General features: G+C 66.7%; 21 protein-coding genes. 6 read left to right on the plus strand and 15 right to left on the minus strand.

All coding sequences use genetic code 11. The features are described 5' to 3' along the window. Positions 1–20: 20 nt before the first annotated feature. The 4 genes from RA164_RS11125 to kynU all read left to right on the plus strand — a co-directional run bounded on the left by RA164_RS11125 (position 21) and on the right by kynU (position 5,095). Positions 21–2,087 carry an FUSC family protein gene (locus RA164_RS11125; protein ID WP_329740920.1) on the plus strand — a complete coding sequence of 689 codons (2,067 nt, stop codon included), beginning with the start codon at positions 21–23 and terminating at the stop codon, positions 2,085–2,087. A 67-nt stretch (positions 2,088–2,154) separates the two neighbouring features. After that, complete coding sequence (locus RA164_RS11130; RefSeq protein ID WP_329740921.1) at positions 2,155–3,189, plus strand: amidohydrolase family protein; 1,035 nt, start codon at positions 2,155–2,157, stop codon at positions 3,187–3,189. Further along, complete coding sequence (locus RA164_RS11135) at positions 3,186–3,719, plus strand: hypothetical protein (protein ID WP_329740922.1); 534 nt, start codon at positions 3,186–3,188, stop codon at positions 3,717–3,719. The genes RA164_RS11130 and RA164_RS11135 overlap by 4 nt, the downstream gene beginning before the upstream one ends. An 89-nt stretch (positions 3,720–3,808) precedes the next feature. Beyond that, positions 3,809–5,095, plus strand: coding sequence for a kynureninase (gene kynU / locus RA164_RS11140; protein WP_329740923.1), 1,287 nt, complete (start codon positions 3,809–3,811; stop codon positions 5,093–5,095). A 45-nt stretch (positions 5,096–5,140) separates the two neighbouring features. On the opposite strand, the gene RA164_RS11145 is transcribed toward kynU, so the two are convergent. The 15 genes from RA164_RS11145 to RA164_RS11215 form a co-directional block, all read right to left on the minus strand. After that, complete coding sequence (locus tag RA164_RS11145; RefSeq protein WP_329740924.1) at positions 5,141–7,045, minus strand: M61 family metallopeptidase; 1,905 nt, start codon at positions 7,043–7,045, stop codon at positions 5,141–5,143. Positions 7,046–7,167: 122 nt separating this feature from the next. Then, a complete protein-coding gene (locus tag RA164_RS11150) occupies positions 7,168–8,433 on the minus strand; it encodes a glutamate-5-semialdehyde dehydrogenase (RefSeq protein WP_329740925.1) in 1,266 nt (421 codons plus the stop codon). Beyond that, positions 8,430–9,605 carry a glutamate 5-kinase gene (gene proB, locus RA164_RS11155; protein WP_329740926.1) on the minus strand — a complete coding sequence of 392 codons (1,176 nt, stop codon included), beginning with the start codon at positions 9,603–9,605 and terminating at the stop codon, positions 8,430–8,432. Before proB ends, RA164_RS11150 begins: the two co-directional genes overlap by 4 nt. After that, positions 9,602–9,961 carry a cupin domain-containing protein gene (locus tag RA164_RS11160; RefSeq protein WP_329740927.1) on the minus strand — a complete coding sequence of 120 codons (360 nt, stop codon included), beginning with the start codon at positions 9,959–9,961 and terminating at the stop codon, positions 9,602–9,604. The genes proB and RA164_RS11160 overlap by 4 nt, the downstream gene beginning before the upstream one ends. 12 nt (positions 9,962–9,973) lie before the next feature. Further along, positions 9,974–11,269, minus strand: coding sequence for an argininosuccinate lyase (gene argH / locus RA164_RS11165; protein WP_329740928.1), 1,296 nt, complete (start codon positions 11,267–11,269; stop codon positions 9,974–9,976). A gap of 124 nt (positions 11,270–11,393) precedes the next feature. After that, positions 11,394–12,347, minus strand: coding sequence for an N-acetyl-gamma-glutamyl-phosphate reductase (gene argC / locus RA164_RS11170; RefSeq protein ID WP_329740929.1), 954 nt, complete (start codon positions 12,345–12,347; stop codon positions 11,394–11,396). Then, positions 12,344–12,946, minus strand: a complete 603-nt coding sequence (locus tag RA164_RS11175; RefSeq protein ID WP_329740930.1) for a GNAT family N-acetyltransferase — start codon at positions 12,944–12,946, stop codon at positions 12,344–12,346. The genes argC and RA164_RS11175 overlap by 4 nt, the downstream gene beginning before the upstream one ends. Before the next feature lie 3 nt (positions 12,947–12,949). Next, on the minus strand, positions 12,950–14,299 hold the full coding sequence (locus tag RA164_RS11180; RefSeq protein ID WP_412731022.1) for an acetylglutamate kinase: 1,350 nt from the start codon (positions 14,297–14,299) through the stop codon (positions 12,950–12,952). Beyond that, a complete protein-coding gene (locus tag RA164_RS11185; protein ID WP_329740932.1) occupies positions 14,256–15,356 on the minus strand; it encodes an acetylornithine deacetylase in 1,101 nt (366 codons plus the stop codon). Before RA164_RS11185 ends, RA164_RS11180 begins: the two co-directional genes overlap by 44 nt. Further along, positions 15,353–15,799 (minus strand): GNAT family N-acetyltransferase, encoded by a 447-nt coding sequence (locus RA164_RS11190; RefSeq protein WP_329740933.1) that lies wholly within the window; start codon positions 15,797–15,799, stop codon positions 15,353–15,355. Before RA164_RS11190 ends, RA164_RS11185 begins: the two co-directional genes overlap by 4 nt. Positions 15,800–15,952: 153 nt before the next feature. Further along, on the minus strand, positions 15,953–17,146 hold the full coding sequence (locus RA164_RS11195) for an argininosuccinate synthase (protein WP_329740934.1): 1,194 nt from the start codon (positions 17,144–17,146) through the stop codon (positions 15,953–15,955). Positions 17,147–17,177: 31 nt separating this feature from the next. Further along, on the minus strand, positions 17,178–17,651 hold the full coding sequence (locus RA164_RS11200; RefSeq protein ID WP_329740935.1) for an OsmC family protein: 474 nt from the start codon (positions 17,649–17,651) through the stop codon (positions 17,178–17,180). Beyond that, complete coding sequence (locus RA164_RS11205; protein ID WP_329740936.1) at positions 17,648–18,271, minus strand: FMN-binding negative transcriptional regulator; 624 nt, start codon at positions 18,269–18,271, stop codon at positions 17,648–17,650. The genes RA164_RS11200 and RA164_RS11205 overlap by 4 nt, the downstream gene beginning before the upstream one ends. Positions 18,272–18,281: 10 nt before the next feature. Then, positions 18,282–19,289, minus strand: coding sequence for an N-acetylornithine carbamoyltransferase (locus tag RA164_RS11210; protein WP_329740937.1), 1,008 nt, complete (start codon positions 19,287–19,289; stop codon positions 18,282–18,284). 397 nt (positions 19,290–19,686) lie between these two features. After that, positions 19,687–20,220 (minus strand): glycine zipper 2TM domain-containing protein, encoded by a 534-nt coding sequence (locus RA164_RS11215; protein ID WP_329740938.1) that lies wholly within the window; start codon positions 20,218–20,220, stop codon positions 19,687–19,689. A 170-nt stretch (positions 20,221–20,390) separates the two neighbouring features. Between RA164_RS11215 and cysS the strand changes: the two genes are divergently transcribed. Further along, a complete protein-coding gene (gene cysS, locus RA164_RS11220) occupies positions 20,391–21,785 on the plus strand; it encodes a cysteine--tRNA ligase (protein ID WP_329740939.1) in 1,395 nt (464 codons plus the stop codon). Positions 21,786–21,846: 61 nt separating this feature from the next. After that, entirely contained in the window at positions 21,847–22,278 is a 432-nt protein-coding gene (locus tag RA164_RS11225) for a SufE family protein (protein ID WP_329740940.1), read from the plus strand. Positions 22,279–22,432: the final 154 nt, after the last annotated feature.

Here is a 22,432-nt window from a genome sequence, read left to right on the forward strand (position 1 = left end):
GGGAAAGGACTTCCCTCGCCATGGCATCCAGCACCTATTCGTTCCGCGACCAGATCGTCGGCAGTCTGCTCCGCACCAAGCGACCGGACGTGCCGCTGGGCGTGGCGATCCGCAATACCGCCGCGGTTGTGCTGCCGCTGGGGATCGGCATGGCCAGCGGGCACACGGCGATCGGTCTGGGCATCGGTGCCGGCGCGCTGGACACCATGTTTTCCGACCAGCCCGGCCCGTACCGGCAACGCATCTCGCGCCTGCTGCTGGCCTCGCTGGCCGCGTGCCTCGCTTCGCTGTGCGGCTTCCAGCTCGGCACCGACCTGCTGCCGATGCTGGCGGCCACGCTGGCCTGCGGCTTCTTCGGCGGCCTGCTGGTGGTGTTTGGCACCGACATCGCGCGGGTCGGCATGACCAGCATGATCCTGCTGGTGATCACCGCCGCCGAACCGATTCCGCGACTGGCCGACGCACTGGGTGCCTCGCTGCTGATTTTCGCCGGCGGCCTGTTGCTGGCGCTGTTCTCGGTGGCGGCATGGCCGCTGCAGCGCTACGGCCCGGAACGCATGGCGCTGGGCGGGGTCTATCGCGGGCTGGCAGCGCTGGCGCGACAGACCGCACACGATCACGACGACGCTCCCGCGCTCACCGATGCGATGACCGGCCTGCAGCAGACCCTGCTCGGCCGGCACCGTGCACATGGCCGCGCGATGGAGGCCTTCGGCGTGCTGCTGGAACTGGCCGAGCGGATCCGCCTGGAACTGGTGGCCATCGTCGAGACGCATGCCGAGCCGTCCATGCATGCCACGCTGCGCGAGGACACCGCGCAGGTGCTCGAGGACATTGCCGCCGCGCTCGACGCCGGCGAGAGCCCCGCCCGCGCCGACCTGGCGCTGCAGCAGCTGCGTGCGCATCAAGACACCCAGGACAGCGGCGTCATGACCATCCATGCCCACGCGCTTTCCGGTCAGCTGGCCGCGGCCATCCGCAATGCCGACTGGGCCGGCAGCCGCGGCGAGGTGCGCGCTGCCCATGCGGAGCTGCGCCTGCCCCGCGCCCTGCGCGGCAGCGCCGCCCTGGCCACCCTGCGCGCCAACCTGAGCATGCGCTCGGTGGCTTTCCGCCACGCCCTGCGCTGCGCGGTGTGCCTCAGCACGGCCCTGCTGATCTCGCGGCTATGGCAGCTGCCGCACGGATACTGGCTGCCGATGACCGTCGCCATCGTGCTACGCCCGGACTTCGCCGCCACGTTCAACTTCGGCCTGTTGCGGGTGGTCGGTACCGTGCTTGGTCTGGTCCTGACCACCACCCTGCTGTTCATCACGCCCGACCAGCCGTGGGCACACCTGGCCCTGATGGCACTGCTGTGCATGGCGTTCCGTTACCTGGCAACGGCCCATTACGGCATCGCGGTGGCGACCCTGACGGGTACGGTGGTGATCCTGCTGTCGTTCGAAGGCGTGGCGTCGGGTACCGCCGTCGTCGACCGCGCGATCAACACCGCGCTTGGCTCGGGCATGGCCTTGCTGGCCTACGTGGTGTGGCCGACCTGGGAGCGCTCGCGTGCACGCAGTACGCTGGCAAACATGCTGGATGCCTACGCGAACTATCTGACCGCCCTGGCATCGCCGACACATCGCGATGCCCATCGCGAAGCACGCACCGCCGCCCGCACGGCGCGCACCAACGCGCAGGCATCGCTGGACCGGATGCGTGCCGAACCGGCCACGCCCGCATCCCTGCTGGAACTGGCAAGTGCGCTGTTCGCCAACGGCAACCGGCTGGCACGCACCGCGATGACGCTGGAGGCATTTGTCGACGAACGCGGGCAAGGCCAGAATTCGTCCGAAATCGCAGCCTTCGTCATGCATGCGGCAACGGCACTGCACGAGATCGCCGGCGCGCTGCGCGACACCCGCCGCCCCGGCGCTCTGCCTGACCTGCGTACCGAGCAGCGCTCGCTTTGCAGCCAGCTCGACACCTTGAACGACCCTGCCGCCGCCGCGCAACTGGAACGGATCAGCGACCGCCTGACCGACAACGTGAACACGCTGGCCTACGTGGTCGGACGCCAGCCGAGCGTACCGGCCGGCTGACCGCAGACGTGGCCGATTGCTGCGACCGCGGCACCACGCCCCAGTCGCGACGGTCTACACTCCGGGCATGCTCAAGATCGATACGCATGCGCACATCCTGCCGCGCGACTGGCCCAACCTCGCCGCCAAATACGGTGAAGCACGCTTTCCCGTGATGACCCACAGCGACGGCCGCTACCGCATCTACAAGGGCGGCAAGTTTTTCCGCGAAGTCTGGGATTCGGCCTTCGACGCGCAGAAACGCATCGACGACTACGCCCGCTTCGGCGTGGATGTGCAGGTGATCTCCACCGTACCGGTGCTGTTCTCCTACTGGGCGCCCGGCCACCAGGCACTGGAGCTGCACCGGCATCTGAACGACCACATGGCCGGCATGTGCCGCGACCACCCGCGCCACTACGCCGGCATCGGCACGGTGCCGCTGCAGGCGCCGAACCTGGCCGTGCGCGAACTGGAGCGCTGCATCGACGAACTGGGTCTGGCCGGCGTGCAGGTCGGCTCGCACTGCAATGCCTGGAACCTGGATGCGCCGGAACTGTTCCCGTTCTTCGAGGCCGCCGCCGACCTCGGTGCGGCGGTGATGGTGCACCCGTGGGACATGATGGGCGCGGACAGCATGCCCAAGTACTGGATGCCCTGGCTGGTCGGCATGCCGGCAGAACAGGCGCGTGCGGCATGCTGCCTGGCTTTCGGCGGCGTGCTGGAACGCCTGCCGAAGCTGCGCGTGATGCTGGCCCATGGCGGTGGCAGCTTCCCTTACACCATCGGCCGCATCGAGCATGGCTTCCGCATGCGCCCCGACCTGGTCGCCACCGACAACCCGCGCAACCCCCGCGAATACCTCAAGCAGCTGTATTTCGACTCATGCGTGCACGACGATCGCGCACTGCGCTACCTGCTGGATGTGACCGGCGTCGAGCGCGTCATGCTCGGTACCGACTATCCTTTCCCGCTGGGGGAACAGCACCCCGGCAGCGGTATCGAGGCACTCGCGCCCGACGACGCCACCCGTGCCCGGCTGTTCCACGGTACCGCACTGGAATGGCTGGGACTGCCGATCCAGCGTTTCGTCCACGATGCACACCCACAGGAGCCGGCATGAGCTTTTTGCGCCACACCACCTGCCTGACCGCCGCCGTACTGCTCGCCGCGGCGACCGGCACCGCCAGCGCCGCCGACGTCCGCATGGCGGGCGGAAACGTCCACTTCACCACACCGTCCAACTGGGTCGACATCATGCAGACCCAGGGCGACCCCGAAGTCCATGTGTTCCAGGTGCCCGACCCGTCGCCCACCGGCGACAACAGTCTCGCCCGCGTCACCGTCACGGTGAAACAGTCGCCTGACCTGTTCACCTTCAATACCTACCGCAACGACGCCGACGCCAAGGCCAAGCAGCTCGCCGACTACCGCGCCGTCCCGCTGCCCGGCGACGACCCCAACGGCAACGCCTACACGGCGCGCGAGAACGGTACCCAGTTCGACTACACCGAGTACTACTGGTTCAAGGACGGCCACGCCATCCAGTTGCGCTGCGTACGTCCGGCCACCACCCAGGCCGGCGCGCGCTGGACCAGTGCCTTCGACAAGGGCTGCCACAGCCTTGCCGCCCAGCTGGGCCGGACCGGCTGATCCACGCCACCCGATCCACGCGCCAGCGTGCCGGCGGCGCCACTGATGTGGCTCTGCCGGTCATGTTCCGCACGACCCGAGACGTTCCCATGTTGCAAGCCTTCGAAGCCAACCTCGCCTGGGCGCAGGCCGCCGATGCCGCCGACCCGCTGCGCGGCTTCCGCGATGAGTTCCTGATCCCGCCACACGAGGGCCGCGACGGCCATTACTTCTGCGGCAATTCGCTCGGCCTGCAGCCGCGTGCGGTGCGCGCCGCGATCGATGCCGAACTGGATTACTGGGGCGAGCTCGGCGTGGAGGGCCACTTCAAGGGCCGCCTGCCGTGGATGGACTACCACGAGTTCGTGCGCGACCACCTGGCCGAGGTGGTCGGCGCGCGGCCATCCGAAGTGGTGGCCATGAACACGCTGGGCGTGAACCTGCACCTGATGATGGTGAGCTTCTACCGGCCGACCGCCGAGCGGCCGGCGATCCTGATCGAGTCCGGCGCGTTTCCCACCGACCGCTATGCGGTGGAATCGCAGATCCGCTTCCACGGCTTCGATCCGGCCGATGCATTGATCGAAGTGCAAGCCGACGAACCCAACGGCACCCTGTCGATGGCAGCGTTCGAGCGCGTGTTCGCCGAACACGGTTCGCGCATCGCACTGGCGATGCTGCCCGGCATCCAGTATCGAACGGGCCAGGCCTTCGACCTCGCGGCCATCACGCAGCTGGCACGCCGGCATGGCTGTGCGATGGGCTTCGACCTGGCCCATGCGGTGGGCAACCTGCCACTGGCGCTGCACGACAGCGGCGCCGACTTCGCCATCTGGTGCAGCTACAAGTACCTCAACAGCGGCCCCGGCGCGGTGGGCGGCGCGTTCGTGCACGAACGCCATGCACAGGCCGTGCTGCCGCGCTTCGCCGGCTGGTGGGGCCACGACAAGACCACCCGCTTCCAGATGGGACCGGAGTTCGTGCCGACCGCCGGCGCCGATGGCTGGCAGCTGTCCAACCCGCCGATTCTCGCGCTGGTGCCGTTGCGCGTGTCGCTGGAGATGTTCCATCGCGCCGGCATGTCACGGCTGCGCCAGAAGTCGCTGCAACTGACCGGTTACCTGGAGTGGCTGGTGAACACGCAGCTCAACGACACACTGGAGATCGTGACCCCGGCCGAACCGGCCCGCCGCGGTGCACAGCTCTCCATCCGCGTGCGCGCCGGCCGCGAACGCGGGCGCGCCCTGTTCGAGCAGCTGATGGCCCAGGGCATCATCGGCGACTGGCGCGAACCCGACGTGATCCGCATTTCGCCGGCGCCGCTGTACAACCGGTTCGCGGACTGCCTGGCGTTTGCCGAAGCGGTTCGCCGCTGGGCCGACGGCGCCGCGGGCTGACAAGCCGCGCGGCACCTTCCCGGCAGGAAATGCGGCCGCATCCCGTCAGTTCGTCGCATCCATGCGCCGGGGCGCCAGGATCGTCTTCAGCACGTCCGCTTGCCCGGCGATCCGCACCAAGTGGGGGTATTTCAGCCCGCCGGTGTAATGCACCGCATACGTCCGGGTGAGGCCGTCGCCTGCCGCACGAATGCGCAGCGGCTGCGCGTCGCGCTGCGCACGCACGATCGCCTGGCGCAGGAGCGCCGGTGTATAGGCACGACCATCGACCGCCACCAGCGTCATGCCCGGCGCCAGGCCGGCCTTGAATGCCGGGCCGTTCCACAGCACATCGCCGATGCTGCCGTCGGGGCGCACGAACAGGCCGACCGAGAACATCGCATTGGTGCCCATGGCGCTGAATTCGCCATTGCCCACGTGTTCGATCGCGTGCTGGTAACGCGACGGCTTGTCGGTATAGACCAGCTGCCAGCCACTGCCCTCCAGGCCTGACAGCAGGGGCACCTGGTTGCCCGTGCCGTCCAGCCAGCCGTGCAGGAAACCGGCCCAGTCATACGGCTGCACCGCATCGAGCGCGGCAATCACATCGTCGAAGGTATAGGTACGGGTGACGTCGCTGCCGTTGTCGATGCCGAAGAAGCGCCGGGCGAAATCATCCAGCGAGCGCCGGCCATGACTGAGCTGCCGGATCCTGGTATCCACCGCCAGCCACAGCAACTGCCCTTCGGGATAGAAGTCGGTACCGCGCCGCCAGTTGGACCATGCCATCGGCGCGCCGTACAGCAGCTGCGCCGCAGTCGCGGTATCCGTGAGCGGCCGCCAGTCACGCCCGGGGCGATGCATCAGCATGGCGGCGCGATACGCCACCGCATCACGCCAGTCCTGCGGCGCCCACAGCCCGCTGCGCACGGTCAGCATGTCGCCCAGGTACACCGTGAGCCCCTCGTACACCCACAGCATGCCGGTGTGTTCAGGCTGCTCGAAGTCGGGTTGCCACAACCTGGCCGGGCGCCTGAACTTGCCGTTCCAGGAATGGGTGTATTCGTGCGGCAGCAACGAGGCGTCGAGCATGAAATGCGCCGGATCGCCAAACATCCGGGTACCGCCGCGGGCACGGTCGTCGCTGGACTGGTGATGCTCCAGGCCACCGGTCGACGTGTGGTCGCTGAGCGTCAGCAGGAAGTGGTAGTCGCGGTAGTGATGCGCGTGGAACAACGCCTGCGCCTGGACGACCAGTTGCCGGTAGTCCTGGATCTGCGCCGGGGTGATCCGCAACGCCTGCGCATCGTCGGCCACCATGTCGAGGAAGCGGTGCACCGTCGAGCCCTTCGGGGTGAGATCGACCTGCCGGAAATAGCGGCCGGCGATCACCGGCGAATCGACCAGCGTATTGAACGGCACCGGCTTGAAACGGACCCGGCCACCGTCACGCCCGGCCGTTTCCAGTGCGGATGCATAGCTCCAGCCGGCGGGTATCACCATCGTGGGCAGGAACAGCTGCTGCCTGGTCGGCTCGCCACCGCGATACAAGGCAACATGTTCCCAGGTCAGGTCCATCAGGTTCGGCGTGATCCGATCCGTATCCGGAAACTGGAAGCGGATATCCAGGCAGTCGACACCGGCCGGCACCACCAGATGAAACGTGAACATGTCGACCGGGTCGCGCCTCCAGGCGATGCGCTGGCCGCCGGCGGTGATCTGCAAGCCCATCATCGTGCCGATCGGGCCATCCGGCGCGTGGTCGCCGGGAATGTACTTCGGGTAGTACAGCGTCAGCTTGCCGGGCGATACCGGCATCACCTCGTGCACGTACAGCAGCTTCTGCGCCGGATCGGGCAGGCGCACCGTCAGCGCGACCGGCTCTGGCGGCGTAGCTGCATGCACCAGGACCGCGCACGGCAGGCCGAGCACCAGGGCAAGCATGCCCGCAATCAATTGCCATCGTTTCATGCTTCCCCCACGTTGTCGGCTGATGCGGCGCCTGCGCCGGCGTCATCCGGCGCAGGTCGCCCTGCGTTGGCACTGAAGCGCCTGCGCGCGGAATTTTCAAGCGGCAGCGACAGCCAGGCTGCTCAGGGAGTGCGGCTTTCGGAATGCCGCACCTGCCCTTCGCCACGGACCACGAAACGCTCGACGGTCAGCGACTCGGCACCCATCGGCCCATAGGCATGCAGGCGCGTGGTCGAAATGCCGATCTCGGCGCCCAGGCCCAGTTCGCCGCCGTCGCTGAAGCGCGACGATGCGTTGACCATCACCACCGCCGAGCGGATCGAGTGCACGAAACGCCGCGCCGCGGCCTCGTCGCGAGTGGCGATCACCTCGGTGTGGTCGGAACCATAGCGGCGAATATGGTCGATGGCGTCGTCGAGGCTGTCGACCACGCGCACTGCCAGGATCAGATCGAGGAACTCGGCGGCGTAGTCGTCGTCGGTGACCGGCCTGGCGCCGGGCATCAGCTCGCATGCCCGCGCATCGCCACGCACTTCCACCCCACGCGCCGCCAGTGCCGCAGCCGCCCGTGGCAGGAAGTCGGCGGCGATGTCGACGTGCACCAGCAGGGTCTCCAGCGCATTGCACACGCCCGGCCGCGAGGTCTTGCCGTCGACCAGCAGGTCCAGCGCCAGCGCCGGATCGGCCGCACGGTCCACATAGAGATGACACACGCCCTTGTAGTGCTTGATCACCGGCACGCGCGCATGCTCGGCGACGAAACGGATCAGCCCCTCGCCACCACGCGGAATGGCGAGATCGACGATGTCGGCGAGCTGCAGCAGTTCGACCATGGTTTCGCGACGCAGGTCCTCGACCAGGGTCACCACCGCCTCCGGCAGACCGTGCGCGCGCAGGGCCTCGTGCAGCGCCGCCGCGATGGCGGTGTTGGAGTGGATCGCTTCCGAGCCACCGCGCAGGATCACCGCATTGCCGGCCTTCAGGCACAGCGCGGCAGCATCGGCGGTGACGTTGGGCCGTGCCTCGTAGATCATCGCCACCACACCCAGCGGAATACGCACGCGCTCCACCTGCAGACCGTTGGGGCGGGTTTCGCGGCGGGTCCTGACGCCGACAGGATCGGGTAGCTCCGCCACTTCCCGCAGGGCCTTCGCGATACCTGCGACGCGCGCCTGATCCAGGCGCAGGCGATCCAGCATCGCACCCTGCACGCCCTTGGCGGCAGCCTGTGCCATGTCCTTCGCATTCGCTGCGAGGATCGCATCGCAGTGCTTCTCCAACTGGACCGCCATGCCTTGCAACAGAAGGTGCTTGCTCACGCTGTCCAGCGCGGCCAGTAGTGGCGCCGCATCGCGGCAGGCCAACGCCAAGGAACGGATGTTGCTCATGCCTCAATGCCTCCTCGGTTCTCGGCGTCGACCCATGTCACCAGATCATCGCGGTGCACGACTTCGCTGCCGTAGGTGAAGCCAAGCACGGCTTCGATGTCCCTGCTGTGCTGGCCGGCAATACGGCGCACTTCGCCAGCGGCGTACTGGCTGAGACCACGCGCCACGACCTGGCCGCCGGCGTCGACGATATCCACGAGATCACCACGCAGGAACTCGCCCAGCGCATCGGTGATACCACCGGGCAGCAGCGATGCGTGGCCCGCGGCCAGGGCACGTGCCGCACCGGCATCCACGCGAATGCGCCCCGATGCTGCGGGTGCATGACGCAGCCAATACTTGCGTGCCTGCATGCGCGTGCCGGTGGCGGCGATCAGGGTGCCATGCAACCGGCCATGCTGCAGTGCCTGCACGGTCGCCTCATCGCGCCCGCTGAACAAGACAGTGGGAACGCCAGCCGCTGCCGCCTTGGTAGCCGCTTCTAGCTTGGTGCGCATACCGCCAGTACCGACCGCACTGCCACTGCCGCCCGCCATTGCCATCACCTGCGGGGTGAGTACCTCGACCCGAAGCATGGGCTCGGCCTGGGGCTCAATGCGGGGGTCGGCGCTGTACAGCGCATCGATGTCCGAAGCGATCAGCAACAGGTCTGCATCGACCAGCGCCGCGACGATCGCCGCCAGATTGTCGTTGTCGCCCAGCTTCAGCTCGTCCACCGCCACCGTGTCGTTCTCGTTGATCACCGGCAGCACATCCAGCATCAGCAGGCTGCGCAGCGTCGCCCGTGCGTTCAGGTAGCGACGGCGGTTGCGCAGGTCGTCATGGGTCAGCAGCACCTGCGCCACCGGCCGCCCGAGCAACGATTGCCACAACGCGATCATCGGCGCCTGGCCCAGCGCGGCAAGGGCCTGCCGCTCCACGATGTCGCCGCGCGCGGGCGCATGCTGGCGCAACAGGGCGCGACCGGCCGCCACCGCTCCGGATGACACCAGCACGACCTGCCGCCCAGACGCGAGGCTGGCGGACACGAATCCGGCCAGGGCTTCGGCATAGCGAGTGGTCAGTCCGCCGCCGTCCGCCGCAAGCAGGTTGCTGCCGACCTTCAGCACCGCCCGGCGCCACGCAGGCAGCGGTTGTGCCGGCAGGCTTTCGCCATGCGACACCGCACTCATGTGGAAGCATCCCTTGGCGCGGCGACCCGGTCGCCATGGCTTTTCGGTGACGAAACCACCAGAAAGCGCACGTCGGCACGGCTTTCGTTACGCATCTGGTGGGCGGCCCCGGGCGGCACGTGCAGCCCCTGCCCCGGGCCAAGCCGGTAGAGCGCCTCATCCATTTCAAGCACGGCCTCGCCAACCAACACGTAGAAAAACTGTCGCGCGCGGACGTGGCGATGGCGCTGTTCCATCGCACCGGCCGGCATCTGCTCCTCGATCACACTGAGATCCTCGCCGGCCAACAGGTGCCAGCCATCGCAACTCCGCCCCCAGCGATAGTGCTCGACATTGCCCGCATCGACCACCGACATGATGTTCTCCGTTTAGACGTCCAGACGTCCAAGTCTAGCGCGCAAATCGTCCAGACGCAGGCTCTCACCCGAACCCGGCGACACGCGCTGGGTCAGGCTCTGCTCGGGCGTGCGCCCCGCACCTGCCGAAGCCGCCGCCTCGGCGGCGGCGCGGTACGCATCGCGGAACGGGACACCGGCCGCGGCCTGCTCGATCGCCACGTCGGTGGCATACATCGCGGGCTCGATCGCCTGGCGCATCGCCGCCTCATTCCAATCCAGCCGGGCCAGCAGGTCCGGCACCAGTTCCAGCGCCATCAGGCCATGCCGTACGCCGTGGAAGATCGAACCCTTGGAGAACTGCAGATCGCGCTGGTAGCCGGTCGGCAGCGACAGCAGCTGCTCGATCTCGGTACGCGCCGCCGCCACGCTGGCATAGCTGGCACGCAGCAGTTCCACCACGTCGGGGTTGCGCTTGTTGGGCATGATCGAGCTGCCAGTGGTGTATTCCGGCGGCAGCGAGACGAAGCCGAATTCGGCGGTGGTGAACAGCGACAGGTCCCAGGCCAGCCGACGCAGGTCGAGCATGGCAGCACCGATAGCCTCCAGCACGGCGATCTCGTACTTGCCGCGCGACAACTGGGCGTAGATCGGACTGACCTGCATGCGCGCGAAGCCGAGCGCCGTCGTGGTATGCGCGCGGTCCAGCGGCAGGTTCACGCCGTAGCCGGCAGCAGTGCCCAGCGGATTCGCGTCGATCAGCTCGCGCGTGCCGCGTGCGCGATAGGCATTGTCGATGAAGCCCTCGGCGAAACCGGCGAACCACATCCCGGTGGACGACACCACCGCACGCTGCAGATGGGTGTAGCCCGGCAGCGGAATCGCCGGCTGCGCGGCACGGTCGAGGCAGACCTGCGCGATGGCGCGGCAATGCGTCTCCAGCGCTTCGAGCTTTTCCTTCAGCCACAGCCGCGTGGCAACCAGCACCTGATCGTTGCGGCTGCGCCCGGTGTGCACGCGACGGCCGGCATCGCCTAGGCGCTCGGTGAGCCGCGCCTCGATGGCAGAATGGCCGTCCTCGTAGCGCTCGTCCAGCACGAAGGTTCCCGCACTGAAATCCTCGGCCAGCGCGTCAAGCTCGCGCTTCAGCGCCACCGCCTCGTCGGCACTTACCACGCCGATGTGCGCCAACCCTTCCACGTGCGCCTTGCTGGCGGCGATATCGTGCAGGAAAAACTCGCGGTCCAGCACCACGTCGTCACCGGCGAGGAAACGCATGATGCGCTGGTCGATCTGGATACCTGATTTCTGCCAGAGAGGTTGTGTCATGGGAGCTAGGAGTCAGTGAAGAGATGTGAGAAGTGAGGAGTGAGAGTTGAGCAAAGAGCTTGTGGCGGAGAGGGTGAGGCATGCGAGGTGAGCTGTGTCTCTCTCACTTCTCACGCCACTCCACTCACTCCTGCCTTATCCCGGTGAGCTCGTCCACGCCGATGGCCCGGTTGATGTTCTGCATCGCCTGGGTGGCCGCGCCCTTCAACAGATTGTCGAGGGTGGCAACGACCACCACGCGCTTGCGGTCGGCCGACATCACGAAGCCGCCGACTTCGGCGTGATGGCGACCGGCGATGCGGCTCACCCAGGGCGCGTCGTCCAGCACATCCACCAGCGGTTCCGCATCGTAGGCCTGACGGAAGCGCGCCAGCACGTCCTCGCGCTGCGTCTGCCGTGCGAGGTACAGGTTGGTGGTGACAGTGAGCCCGCGAAAATGCGGCGCCACATGCGGCATGAACTCCACCGGAAGGCCGAGCTGGAATGACACTTCCTTCTCGTGCGTGTGGCCCGTCAGTGCATACGGCATCAGGTTGTCGCGCAGCTTTTCCGGGTCGTTCTTGTCCGACGGCGTGGTGCCCGCGCCGGAATAGCCGGAAACGCCGAAACATACCGGCGGCGCGGCCAGCAGGTCCTTCAGCGGCGCGATGGACAGCTGCATGGCGGTGGCGTAGCAGCCGGGGTTGCTGATGCGTCGCTCGCCGCGCCAGTGCCCGCGGGTGAGTTCGGGCAGGCCGTAGTACCAGTGCTTGTCGAAGCGGTAGTCGGCGGAGAGGTCGACGATCAACGTGTCCGGCGCAGCCGCATCGAGCGCCGCCACGTACGGCGCGGCCTTGCCATTGGGCAACGCCAGCACCACCACGTCGGCACACTTGGCTGCCACCGCGTCAGGATCGAGGCTTTCGTAACGCAGCTCGCCTGCATAGGCATCGTTGTGTTCGCTGACACGCTGGCCGTCCAGCTCGCGCGAAGAGACGAATGCCAGCTCCAGCGCAGGGTGCCCCGCGATCAGCCGGATCAGTTCCATGCCCGTATGGCCACGTGCGCCGACGATGCCGATGGTTTTCTTGTCGCTCATGCCTTGTTGCCCTGCTCCAGCCTGAAGGCCAGGTGTCGTTTCACGGCTGGCCATTCCGATTCGATGATGGAAAACACTACGGTGTCGCGGTAGCTGCCGTCGGGCAGCAGCCGGTGATTGCGCAGCACGCCGTCCTGCTTCGCGCCCAGCCGCTCGATCGCCGCACGACTGCGATGATTGAGCCAGTGGGTGCGCAGCTCCACCGCGATGCACCGCAACGACTCGAACGCATGCCGCAGCAGCAGTGACTTGCTTTCGGTATTCACCCCCGTGCGCTGTACACCGGCGGCATACCAGGTATAGCCGATCTCCACCCGGCGGTCCGCCGCAGCCACGTTGCAGAAACGGGTACTGCCGACGATCTCGCCGGAGGCAAGCGAGCGCACCGCGAACGGCAGCGCCATGTCCTGCGCCTGCATTGCCAGGGCTGAATCCACGTAAGCCTCGGCGTCGTCGGGTGCCGGCACGCCGGTGAACCACAGGTTCCACAGCGCACCATCGGCGGCGGCGTGCTGCAGCGCGGGCACGTGTTCACGTGTCAGCGGCTCCAGCCGCACGTGTCGGCCTTCAAGCGTCACGGGAGCAAGAAACATGGCCATGGCTCAGCCCACCAGGGTCGGCTGACGCTGCGCGCAATGCGCCACGCAGCGTGCGATGGTGTCAAAGCTGCCGTCCAGGCCATACCAGAATACCTTCCACTTCTCCTGCTTGAAGCAGCCATCCGACTCGGCGTAATAGAAGATGTTGATCTGGTTGTTGTGGCGCGAACGCCAGAACATCTGCGGATTTTCCTCGCGCATCACCTGCCACACTGCACGCCCCAGGCCCTCGCCCTGTGCATCGTCGAGCACGGCGAACTTGTCCAGGTAAGGCAGACCACCCTCCAGGGTGAGGATCATCGCAGTACGGTAGTTCTCGCTGACGTAGATGCGGTACGGCGTGGTCCGCTCGAAGTAGTCCGGCACCAGGGTGCGGCCGAAGCTGGACTCGATCAGCTCGCGCATGCGCGCGCGGTCGATGCCGTCCCAGCCATCGAAGCGCAACACCTTCTCGCCCCGCCGCACCAGCGTGCCCGAACCCTTGTGGGTGAACAGCTCCTTGGCCAGCTCGGAAGGCCGGGTAATCGATACCGACGAGGTCAGTGGCAGCTTGTCCAGCAGGTCGGCGATCTGCTCGATCTTCACCCGCATGCCGCCATTGATCCACGGCTGCGCCATCAGCTGGTCGTACTCGGTGCTGAGGTTGATCGAGTCGATGATCCGCCCCTGGTCGTCGAGCAGGCCACCGGTGCCGGTGAGGAACACGATCTTGTACGGCTGCAGCACGCGCACCAGTTCGTTGGCGGCGAAGTCGGCGTTGATGTTGAGCAGCTGACCTTCGTCGGTCTCGCCGATGCTGGCGATCACCGGAATCGAGTTCGCGTGCAGGCTGGCCTCGATCGGCGCGAGATTGATGCTTTCCACCTTGCCGACCATTCCCAGCGTGTCGCGATCGAGATAGCTGGCACGGAACACGCCAGAAGCCACCGAGGTGGCGCGGGTATCCATCGACTGCAGCGCCTCGACCAGCTTCAGGTTCTGCTGCTGGAACACCCTACGCACGATGCCCAGCGCCTTCGGCGAGGTCACGCGCAGACCGTTCACCGTCTGCTTCTCGATGCCGGCCGCGGCCAGCTCTTCGTCCAGCTGCGGACCGGCACCATGCAGCACGATGGGCGTCAACCCCACCTGCTGCAGGAAGGTCAGCGACGAGGCCAGGTCCTGCAGCTCGTCGCGCAGCACCGCACCGCCCACCTTGACCACGGCGAAGCGTTTGGCGTCCACCTCGGAGAAGCGCTTGAGGTACTGCTGGATTTCCTTGGCACTGCCCATCGCCGAGAGCAGGCGCACGATGGTCTTGCGGGTGTGCTTATGCGTTTCCACTGTTGACGATCCGATAGATGATGTTTGCATAGTGTTCGAGCTGATCCAGCGCCACCCACTCGTCGGCGGTATGCGCCTGGGCGATGTCGCCCGGTCCATAGACGAAGGCGATGTAACCGGCGGCGGAAAACAGCGCCGCCTCGGTCCAGAAGTCCACGGCATTGCCGACCGGAATCTCCAGTTCGTCGGCAAGATCACGCGCGGCCAGCCGGCGGGCCTCGGCCGTGGCGGTATCGCCCGCCGGCAGCGAGGGCCCGCGGAAGGTTTCAGCGAACTCGGCCGGCGCCGGCTCGACCAGCGTGCGGAATCGCTCCAGCAGACCGTCCGGATGCATCGTCGGCAGCGGCCGGAAGCCGAAGCGCACCTCCGCCGTGGGCGCGATCATGTTGGCCTTGATGCCACCCTCGACGCGGCCGATGTTGAAGCGCAGGCCGGTCAGTCCGCCGAAGCGTTCGTGTGCCTGCGCGTCCACGAAATCCAGCGCCGCGTTGCCCCAGCGCACCGCCTGATGCAACGCGCTGTCGCTGGGCGTCTGCTCGCCCGAGGCGTGGCCGGCATGGCCGGCGAAGTGCATCAGCACCGACTGGATGCCCCGGTGCGCCAGCACCGCCTCGCCCTTGGTGGGTTCGGCCACGATCACCGCGTCGTAGGCCGGCCGGTCCTTGAGGAAGCCGGCGATGCAGCGCGGGTCGTTGGCCTCCTCGTCGGTGGAGAACAACAGCGCCAGCGGGCCGTCCGTGATCTTGGCCACGGCCAGCAAGGCAGCCGCGGCACCCTTGATGTCGCAGGCACCCAGACCGATGGCGCGATCGGACGTCACCCGCAATGTGTGCGGAGCGGCACTCCAGTGCGGCGAGTCGGGCACCGTGTCCAGATGCACATTGAACAGCCGCTTCGGCTCGCCGCGCACCGCGTGCAGGGTGACCGCACCGGCACCGTAGTCGGTGACCATCACGTCGAAGTCCGGCAACTGCGCGCGGATGTAGTCGAAGATGCCGCCGGTACCGATCTCGCGTGGCGGGTTGCGCGTGTCGAAACCGACCAGCGCCTCGAGATGTTCCAGGGTGGATTGCAATAACGGATTCATGGCCTGCCTGGCGTTCGTGTGTAAACGTCCGGATCGAGTCTTTCCATCATGTTCTGCGGTCGTGCGGGAGCCGTGAAACCGAAGCGCGCGTACAGCCCATGCGCATCGCTGGTAGCCAGATTGAACCGGCGCAACCCCTGCAGCTGCTGGTGTGCCATTACCGCCGCGACCAGCGTCTTGGCATGACCGTGTCCGCGGTGCTCCGGCAGCACGAACACATCCGCCAGATAGCCGAACGTGGCACCGTCGGTGACCACCCGCGCGAACGCCACCTGAGCCCCGTCGAGGTAGCCACCGAAGCACAGCGACCCGGCGATGGCCTGCTCCACCGTCGTGCGCGGAATGCCTCGACACCAGTAGGCCTCGGTGGCAAGGAAGCGATGGATCTGCTCCACGTCCAGCGCGTCCTTGTCGGTGCTTACATGCAGGGCTGCGTCGCTCATGACGACCACATGCAGGCGTCGACGGGCACAGACCAGCTTTGGCTGTTGTACGCCTCGAACTGCCTGTTCACGGGAGCGATGATGTCGGACATGCGCGGTCTCGTTTCCTGTGCGTGCAAGGGCGGTGGGTCTCAGCCCGACCGCCCCGGCAACTCAGCGGTTGACCTCGGCCCACAGCGTGCTGCTCATGCCGAACAGCTTGATGAAGCCCTCGGCCTCCTCCACGCCCCAGTCGGCCGACTGCGCGTAGGTAGCGCCCTTGGCGTTGAGAATATGCGGCGAGCGGATCTCCACCGCAGTGACCTGGGCACCCGAAGTCTCCAGCACCACTTCGCCGTTGACCTGCGCCTGGCTGGAGGCGAGGAAGGCTTCCAGGTCGGTCTTCACCGGATCGTGGAAGAAGCCTTCGTAGACCACCTCGACCCACTTGCGCGCCACATCCGGCTTGAAGCGGTTCTGCTGCTTGGTCAGCACCGCCTCTTCCAGCGCACGGTGCGCGGCCAGCAGCGAGACCAGGCCAGGCGCTTCATACACGATGCGGCCCTTGAGGCCGATGGTGGTGTCGCCGGTGTACATGCCGCGACCCACGCCGTACGGTGCGAACAACGCATTGAGTTTGGCCAGGATCGCCGCGCCCGGCAGCGTCTCGCCGTTGAGCGACACCGCCTCGCCCTTCTCGAAGCCCAGCGTGACCTGCAGCTTTTCGGACGGCCATTCGGCGCGCGGCTTGCACCAGCCACGGGCACCCTCGCCCGGCGCCTTCCAGTGGTCGATCTCGCCACCGGACAGGGTCACGCCCAGCAGGTTCTCGTTGATGGTGTAGCTCTTCTGCTTGGCGCGCACCTCGAAGCCACGCTCTTCCAGGTAAGCCTGTTCGTAGGCGCGGGTCTGGGTGTGTTCCTTCTGGATCTCGCGGATCGGCGCCACGATCAGGTAGTCGCCCAGCGCCTTCACCGCCAGGTCAAAGCGCACCTGGTCGTTGCCCATGCCGGTGCAGCCGTGGGCGATCGCCCTGGTGCCCAGTTCGTTGGCGCGTGCAATGGCGGCGTCGACGATCAGGTAACGGTCCGAGACCAGCAGCGGATACTGTCCCTGGTAGCCCTCGCCTGCCCACACGAAAGGCTTCACGAAGCCATTCCAGATGGCCGGACCGCCGTCCACCGTCCGGTGGCTGGCCACACCCAGCTCGGCCGCGCGTGCCTCGATGTAGGCGCGCTCGTCGGCATCCACGCCGCCGGTGTCGGCAAACACGGTGTGCACGGCCCAGCCGCGTTCTTTCAGGTACGGAATGCAGAAGCTGGTGTCGAGGCCACCGGAGAAGGCGAGAACGATGTCTTTCTGGCTCATGATGAAAAGATCCTGGGGCGAAGGTGGACGGTCAATCGGAAGCAACGACGGTGCGCGGCTCGCAGCGCACCGGGAAATTCACGGAATTGGCGATGAAACAGGCCTGGTGTGCCGCCTCGTGGGCGGCCTCGGCTTTGGCCGGATCGCTGGCCGCGGCGATGGTGACGACGGGACGCAGCACCACTTCGGTGAAGTGACCGCCATCGCCTTCGGTCAGCATCGTGCCTTCGGCGTTGTCGCGATAATCGATGACCACCACGCCGGCCACCGTCGCCATGTGCAGGTAGGCCAGCATGTGGCAGCTGGACAGCGCAGCCACCAGCATGTCCTCGGGGTTGTGACGGGTAGCGTCGCCGCGGAAGGTGGGGTCGGACGAAGCAGCCAGCTCGGGCTTGCCGGGCACCCGGATCACGTGATTGCGGCTGTAGCTGCGGTAACCGTCGGTGCCGGTGCCGCGGTTGCCGGTCCAGACCACGTCGACGAGATAGCGATGCGGACGATTCATGTGCGCGAGGCCTCCTGGGCCTGCATCAGCGCAGCCAGCGTCAGGTCGCCACCCTGCGCGCGGCGGTGCAGGCCGGCAATCACACCGGCACGATTGGCCGCCGGGTGGTTCTGACTGAGCTTGAACTTGCCTTCGACACGCTCGATGCCGATCTCGATGCCGGCGATGGCCCCGAGCATCTTGCGCACATGATCGGCCGGTGCATCGGCCACCTGCCAGGGCGACGGTTCGGTGGCCTCGAAACGATCGGTCAGCCGATCGAGCAACCGGCGCAGCCATGCCGCATCGTGAACCACACGCATGCGGCCATAGACGTGCACCACAGCGTAATTCCAGGTCGGCACCTCGCGCCCGGTTTCCTGCTTGCTGGGGTACCAGTTCGGGCTGACGTAAGCCTGCGGGCCATGGAACAGCGCCACCACCTCGGCGCCATCCATCGCGGCCAGTTCGTTGCCGCGCGCCACGTGGCCGTGCAGCAGCCCGTCCTGCCGCAGCATGGGCATGTGGTTCACCACGACGCCGGCCGCGGCCGGCACCAGCAGCGTGGCGAACGGGTGTGCATCGATCAGCCCCAGCAAGGCGTCATCGCGTTGCTCGACAAAGTGCCCGGGAAGGTACATGGCTGCGTGCTCAGCCCTGCCCGATCAGCGAGGCCATCACCGCCTTCTGCACGTGCAGGCGGTTTTCCGCTTCGTCGATGGCGATGCATGCGGGTGAATCCATCACCGCGTCGGTGGCCTTGATGTTCCGGCGCAGCGGCAGGCAATGACTGAACAAGCCGTTGTCGGTCAGCGCCATCTTCGCCTCGTCGACGATGAAATGCTTGTTGGCCTCGCGGATCGGCTTTTCCTTCTCCCACTGGCCGAAGTACGGCAGCGCGCCCCAGCTCTTGGCATAGACCACGTGGGCCCCGGAATAGGCCTCCTCGATATCGTGGCTGACCTTGAGCGAGCCGCCGTTGGCCTGAGCGTTCTCGTAGCCGGCCTGCATGTAGCGCTCGTCCAGCACGTAGTCGGGCGTGGGGCACAGCAGGGTCACGTCCATGCCCATCTTGGTCGCGATCAGCAGCGCCGAGTTGGCCACGGCGGTGTTGAGCGGCTTGGGGTGATAGGTCCAGGTCAGCACGTACTTCCTGTTCTGCAGGCTGCCCAGGTGCTCCTTCAGCGCCAGCGCGTGAGCCAGTTCCTGGCAGGGATGGGTGATCGTCTCCATGTTGATCACCGGCACGGTGGCATGCCGGGCAAAGGCCTTGATCACCTTGTCCTCGCGATCCACCGACCAGTCCTGGAACTTGGGAAACGCGCGCACCGCGATCAGGTCCACATAGCGGCTCAGCACCCGGGCCACTTCGGCGATGTGCTCTTCGGCCTCGCCATCCATCACCACGCCTGGCTCGAACTCGATCGGCCACGCGTCCTTGCCCGGCGACAACACGATGGCATGACCACCCAGGTGGAACGCGCCCAACTCGAAACTGGTGCGGGTACGCATCGACGGATTGAAGAACAGCAGCGCGATCGACTTGCCGCCCAGTTGCTGGCCGCGCGGCGAACGCTTGAAGGCGGCAGCCTGTTCCAGCAGCGCATCGATCTCGGCACGGCTGTAGTCCTGGGTGGTGAGGAAATGGCGGATGGTCATGGGTCGAATCGCCTTCAGTGAAATCGCTGCTGGTGAGTGGTCCGGTCATGCCTGGCCGGCGTGCGGTTCTAGGATGAAGCTGGATGAAACGGATTCCGGAAACAAAAAAACCCGGCATGCCTGCCGGGTTTTTCGTCGATACATGTGAAATGCGTGCGACAGCCTACCCGGCCGGATGTTCATCCAGCGGTCGGCGCGCACGCGACGTCATGCCAGCGGCCATGCGGGCGCTGGTGAGCACGGTAGCGGTATAGACGGCTGAAGACATGGTCGTTCCGGGTGGCAGAACCTGCATCATGACGTGAAATACGCTGCCTTGCAACATGCCAGCGGGGCGAGGCGTGCATGGTTCGGTCCGCGCATGCGGAAGCGCCGCCCGGAGGCGGCGCTTGGCAGTTCAGTCGGCGGGGGTCACGCTGACCCGTACACGCAGGCGGTCGCCCGGGTCGTAGCTCAGGCGCGACATGTATACGTCGCCCCGGTAGCGGTATTCCACGTCGTAACCGACGATCTGGCGCTGCTCGCTGACCGTGTTGACCTGCTGGCACTCGGTCTGGGTGCTCTCGTAGCTGCCGCCATGGTCGGACACATGGTTGCCCACGGCACCACCGGCTACCGCGCCCGCCACTGTCGCGGCAACGCGACCGTCGCCCCTGCCGATGGTGTGACCAAGCACGCCGCCGACCACCGCACCCAGCAGGGTACTGGCGGTGCTGTTGCCGGGATCCTGGCGGACCACCGGCTGCTGGTAGCACTGCTGGCTCGGCATGTTGGTGCGGGTGACTGCGTAGACCGGGTCGACCCGCAATACGTTGGCCCAACCGTAGTGGGCATTGTCTCCGGCATCCTGGTTCGCATAGCGCGCATCCTGCGCCGACGCTGTCGTGGCAACGAGTGCCAGCACCAGCGCCGATAGCCAAATTTTGCTCATTGCAAACTCCAATCGGGGATATTGGGAACGCTTTTGCGCGCTTCTGTCCGAATTGCAGCAAACCCACGCTGAATCGAGGCTTAGAAATGCCGTCCGCCCGCAGTAACGCGGCAGCTTGTTAAGATGCTGGACCGCTTTCCGCGCCCCCGCCCTCCTTTCGACGCACGCCGATGCCCATTTCGCTCTACAACAGCCTGACCCGCCGCACCGAACCATTCGCACCGCTCGACCCGAGCCGGGTGACCATGTACGTCTGCGGCCCCACGGTCTACAACTTCGTGCATATCGGCAATGCGCGCGGGCCGGTGGTGTTCGACGTGCTGGCGCGCCTGCTGCGGCGGCATTACCCGAACGTGGTCTATGCGCGGAACATCACCGACGTGGACGACAAGATCAACGCCGCGGCACAGGAACAGGGTGTGGGCATCGACGCGATCACCGGCAGATTCACCCAGGCCTACCGCCAGGACATGGCCGACCTGGGCATCCAGCCACCCGATGTGGAACCCCGCGCCACCGCACACATCGACCCGATCATTGCGATGATCGAACAGCTGATCGTCGCCGGCCACGCCTACGCGGCCGAAGGCCACGTCCTGTTCGACGTGGCGAGCTACGCCGAATACGGCCGGCTGTCCGGCCGCGACACCGACGAACTGATCGCCGGCGCCCGCATCGAAGTGGCCCCGTACAAGCGGAATCCGGCCGACTTCGTGCTGTGGAAGCCATCCACTCCCGAACTGCCTGGCTGGGACAGTCCCTGGAGCCGCGGCCGCCCCGGCTGGCACATCGAGTGCTCGGCCATGTGCGCCAGCCATCTGGGCGAGACCATCGACATCCATGCCGGCGGCGTCGACCTGCTGTTCCCGCATCACGAGAACGAGATCGCGCAGTCGACCTGCGCGCACGGCGGCAAGACTTTCGCGCGCTGGTGGCTGCACAACGGCATGCTCACTTTCGGCGGCGCCAAGATGAGCAAGTCGCTGGGCAACATCGAAAAGGTTCATGACCTGCTGCAGCAGCACCCGGCCGAAGCGCTGCGCTACGCCCTGCTCAGCGCCCACTACCGCCAGCCGCTCGACTGGTCGGGCGAGCTGGTCGAACAATCCAACCGCACGCTGGATCGCCTCTACGGCACACTGCGCGATCTGGCCGATGTCCCCGCCGAACCGGCCCTGCCGGCTGACGTGGCGCAGGCGCTGGAAGACGATCTCAACACACCGGCCGCGCTGGCTGCGATCAATGGCCATGCCCGGCAGGCGCGCCTGCAGCTTGCCGCCAGCGGCGAGGCGTCCAGAGACGCGCTGGTCGCGGCGAAATCGGCACTGCTGGGAGCAGGCGCAGCGCTGGGCCTGCTGCAGCAGAGCCCCGAAGTCTGGTTCAAGCAGGCCGGAGGCGATGGGGTCGACCCGGCCCGCGTCGAGGCGCTGCTGGAACAACGCCGCGAGGCCCGCGCAGCCAGGGACTTCGCCAGGGCCGATGCCATCCGCGACGAGCTGTCGTCCATGGGCGTGGTCATCGAGGACGGCGCCCAGGGCACCCGCTGGAGCGTGGCCAAGGGTTGATCCTTCCAACTGGTCGGCGAAGGTGCTCGGCGCCCCGGGCCAGCTGCGCGATAATGGTGGCATGAACGATACACACGCCAACAGCGCCGCGCAGGCGCAACAGGACATCGCCGACGAATTCGCCTTCTTCGGCGACTGGAGCGAGCGCTACCAGTACCTGATCGACCTCGGCAAGAAACTGCCCCCCTTCCCGGAAGCCTCGAAGATCGATGAATACCGCGTCCATGGCTGCCAGTCCATGGTCTGGCTGGTACCCAGTGGCAATGCAACGAAAATGCACTTCGAAGCCGCCAGCGACTCGGCCATCGTCTCGGGCCTGATCGCGCTCGTGCTGCGCGTCTATTCGGATCGCCCGGCCGCCGAGATCGTGGCCACGGAGCCGTCCTTCGTCCAGGCCATCGGCCTGGCCAAGCACCTCTCGCCGACCCGCTCGAACGGCCTGGCCGCAATGCTGGCCAAGCTGAAAGCCTACGCGACGGCGGCGCAGAACTAGGGGTGAGAAGTGAGGAGCGAGGGGTGAGAGAGAGCTGGGGCCAGGCTTCGTATCTTTCACAACTGCCTCCGCCCAACGCCTCCCTTCATTCCGGTCACACAGCAAAAAGCCCCGCTTGAAGCGGGGCTTTTTGCTGAAGCGCGGAAGACGGAAA

The organism is Dyella sp. A6 (assembly GCF_036320485.1).
In the GTDB taxonomy this organism is placed as follows: domain Bacteria; phylum Pseudomonadota; class Gammaproteobacteria; order Xanthomonadales; family Rhodanobacteraceae; genus Rhodanobacter_A; species Rhodanobacter_A aluminiiresistens.

Excerpts from the sequence above, each read along its gene's own strand:
- RA164_RS11125 (WP_329740920.1), top strand. The coding sequence starts at position 21 with ATGGCATCCAGCACCTATTCGTTCCGCGACCAGATCGTCGGCAGTCTG.
- RA164_RS11130 (WP_329740921.1), top strand. The coding sequence starts at position 2,155 with ATGCTCAAGATCGATACGCATGCGCACATCCTGCCGCGCGACTGGCCC.
- RA164_RS11135 (WP_329740922.1), top strand. The coding sequence starts at position 3,186 with ATGAGCTTTTTGCGCCACACCACCTGCCTGACCGCCGCCGTACTGCTC.
- kynU (WP_329740923.1), top strand. The coding sequence starts at position 3,809 with ATGTTGCAAGCCTTCGAAGCCAACCTCGCCTGGGCGCAGGCCGCCGAT.
- RA164_RS11145 (WP_329740924.1), bottom strand. The coding sequence starts at position 7,045 with ATGAAACGATGGCAATTGATTGCGGGCATGCTTGCCCTGGTGCTCGGC.
- RA164_RS11150 (WP_329740925.1), bottom strand. The coding sequence starts at position 8,433 with ATGAGCAACATCCGTTCCTTGGCGTTGGCCTGCCGCGATGCGGCGCCA.
- proB (WP_329740926.1), bottom strand. The coding sequence starts at position 9,605 with ATGAGTGCGGTGTCGCATGGCGAAAGCCTGCCGGCACAACCGCTGCCT.
- RA164_RS11160 (WP_329740927.1), bottom strand. The coding sequence starts at position 9,961 with ATGTCGGTGGTCGATGCGGGCAATGTCGAGCACTATCGCTGGGGGCGG.
- argH (WP_329740928.1), bottom strand. The coding sequence starts at position 11,269 with ATGACACAACCTCTCTGGCAGAAATCAGGTATCCAGATCGACCAGCGC.
- argC (WP_329740929.1), bottom strand. The coding sequence starts at position 12,347 with ATGAGCGACAAGAAAACCATCGGCATCGTCGGCGCACGTGGCCATACG.
- RA164_RS11175 (WP_329740930.1), bottom strand. The coding sequence starts at position 12,946 with ATGGCCATGTTTCTTGCTCCCGTGACGCTTGAAGGCCGACACGTGCGG.
- RA164_RS11180 (WP_412731022.1), bottom strand. The coding sequence starts at position 14,299 with ATGCAAACATCATCTATCGGATCGTCAACAGTGGAAACGCATAAGCAC.
- RA164_RS11185 (WP_329740932.1), bottom strand. The coding sequence starts at position 15,356 with ATGAATCCGTTATTGCAATCCACCCTGGAACATCTCGAGGCGCTGGTC.
- RA164_RS11190 (WP_329740933.1), bottom strand. The coding sequence starts at position 15,799 with ATGAGCGACGCAGCCCTGCATGTAAGCACCGACAAGGACGCGCTGGAC.
- RA164_RS11195 (WP_329740934.1), bottom strand. The coding sequence starts at position 17,146 with ATGAGCCAGAAAGACATCGTTCTCGCCTTCTCCGGTGGCCTCGACACC.
- RA164_RS11200 (WP_329740935.1), bottom strand. The coding sequence starts at position 17,651 with ATGAATCGTCCGCATCGCTATCTCGTCGACGTGGTCTGGACCGGCAAC.
- RA164_RS11205 (WP_329740936.1), bottom strand. The coding sequence starts at position 18,271 with ATGTACCTTCCCGGGCACTTTGTCGAGCAACGCGATGACGCCTTGCTG.
- RA164_RS11210 (WP_329740937.1), bottom strand. The coding sequence starts at position 19,289 with ATGACCATCCGCCATTTCCTCACCACCCAGGACTACAGCCGTGCCGAG.
- RA164_RS11215 (WP_329740938.1), bottom strand. The coding sequence starts at position 20,220 with ATGAGCAAAATTTGGCTATCGGCGCTGGTGCTGGCACTCGTTGCCACG.
- cysS (WP_329740939.1), top strand. The coding sequence starts at position 20,391 with ATGCCCATTTCGCTCTACAACAGCCTGACCCGCCGCACCGAACCATTC.
- RA164_RS11225 (WP_329740940.1), top strand. The coding sequence starts at position 21,847 with ATGAACGATACACACGCCAACAGCGCCGCGCAGGCGCAACAGGACATC.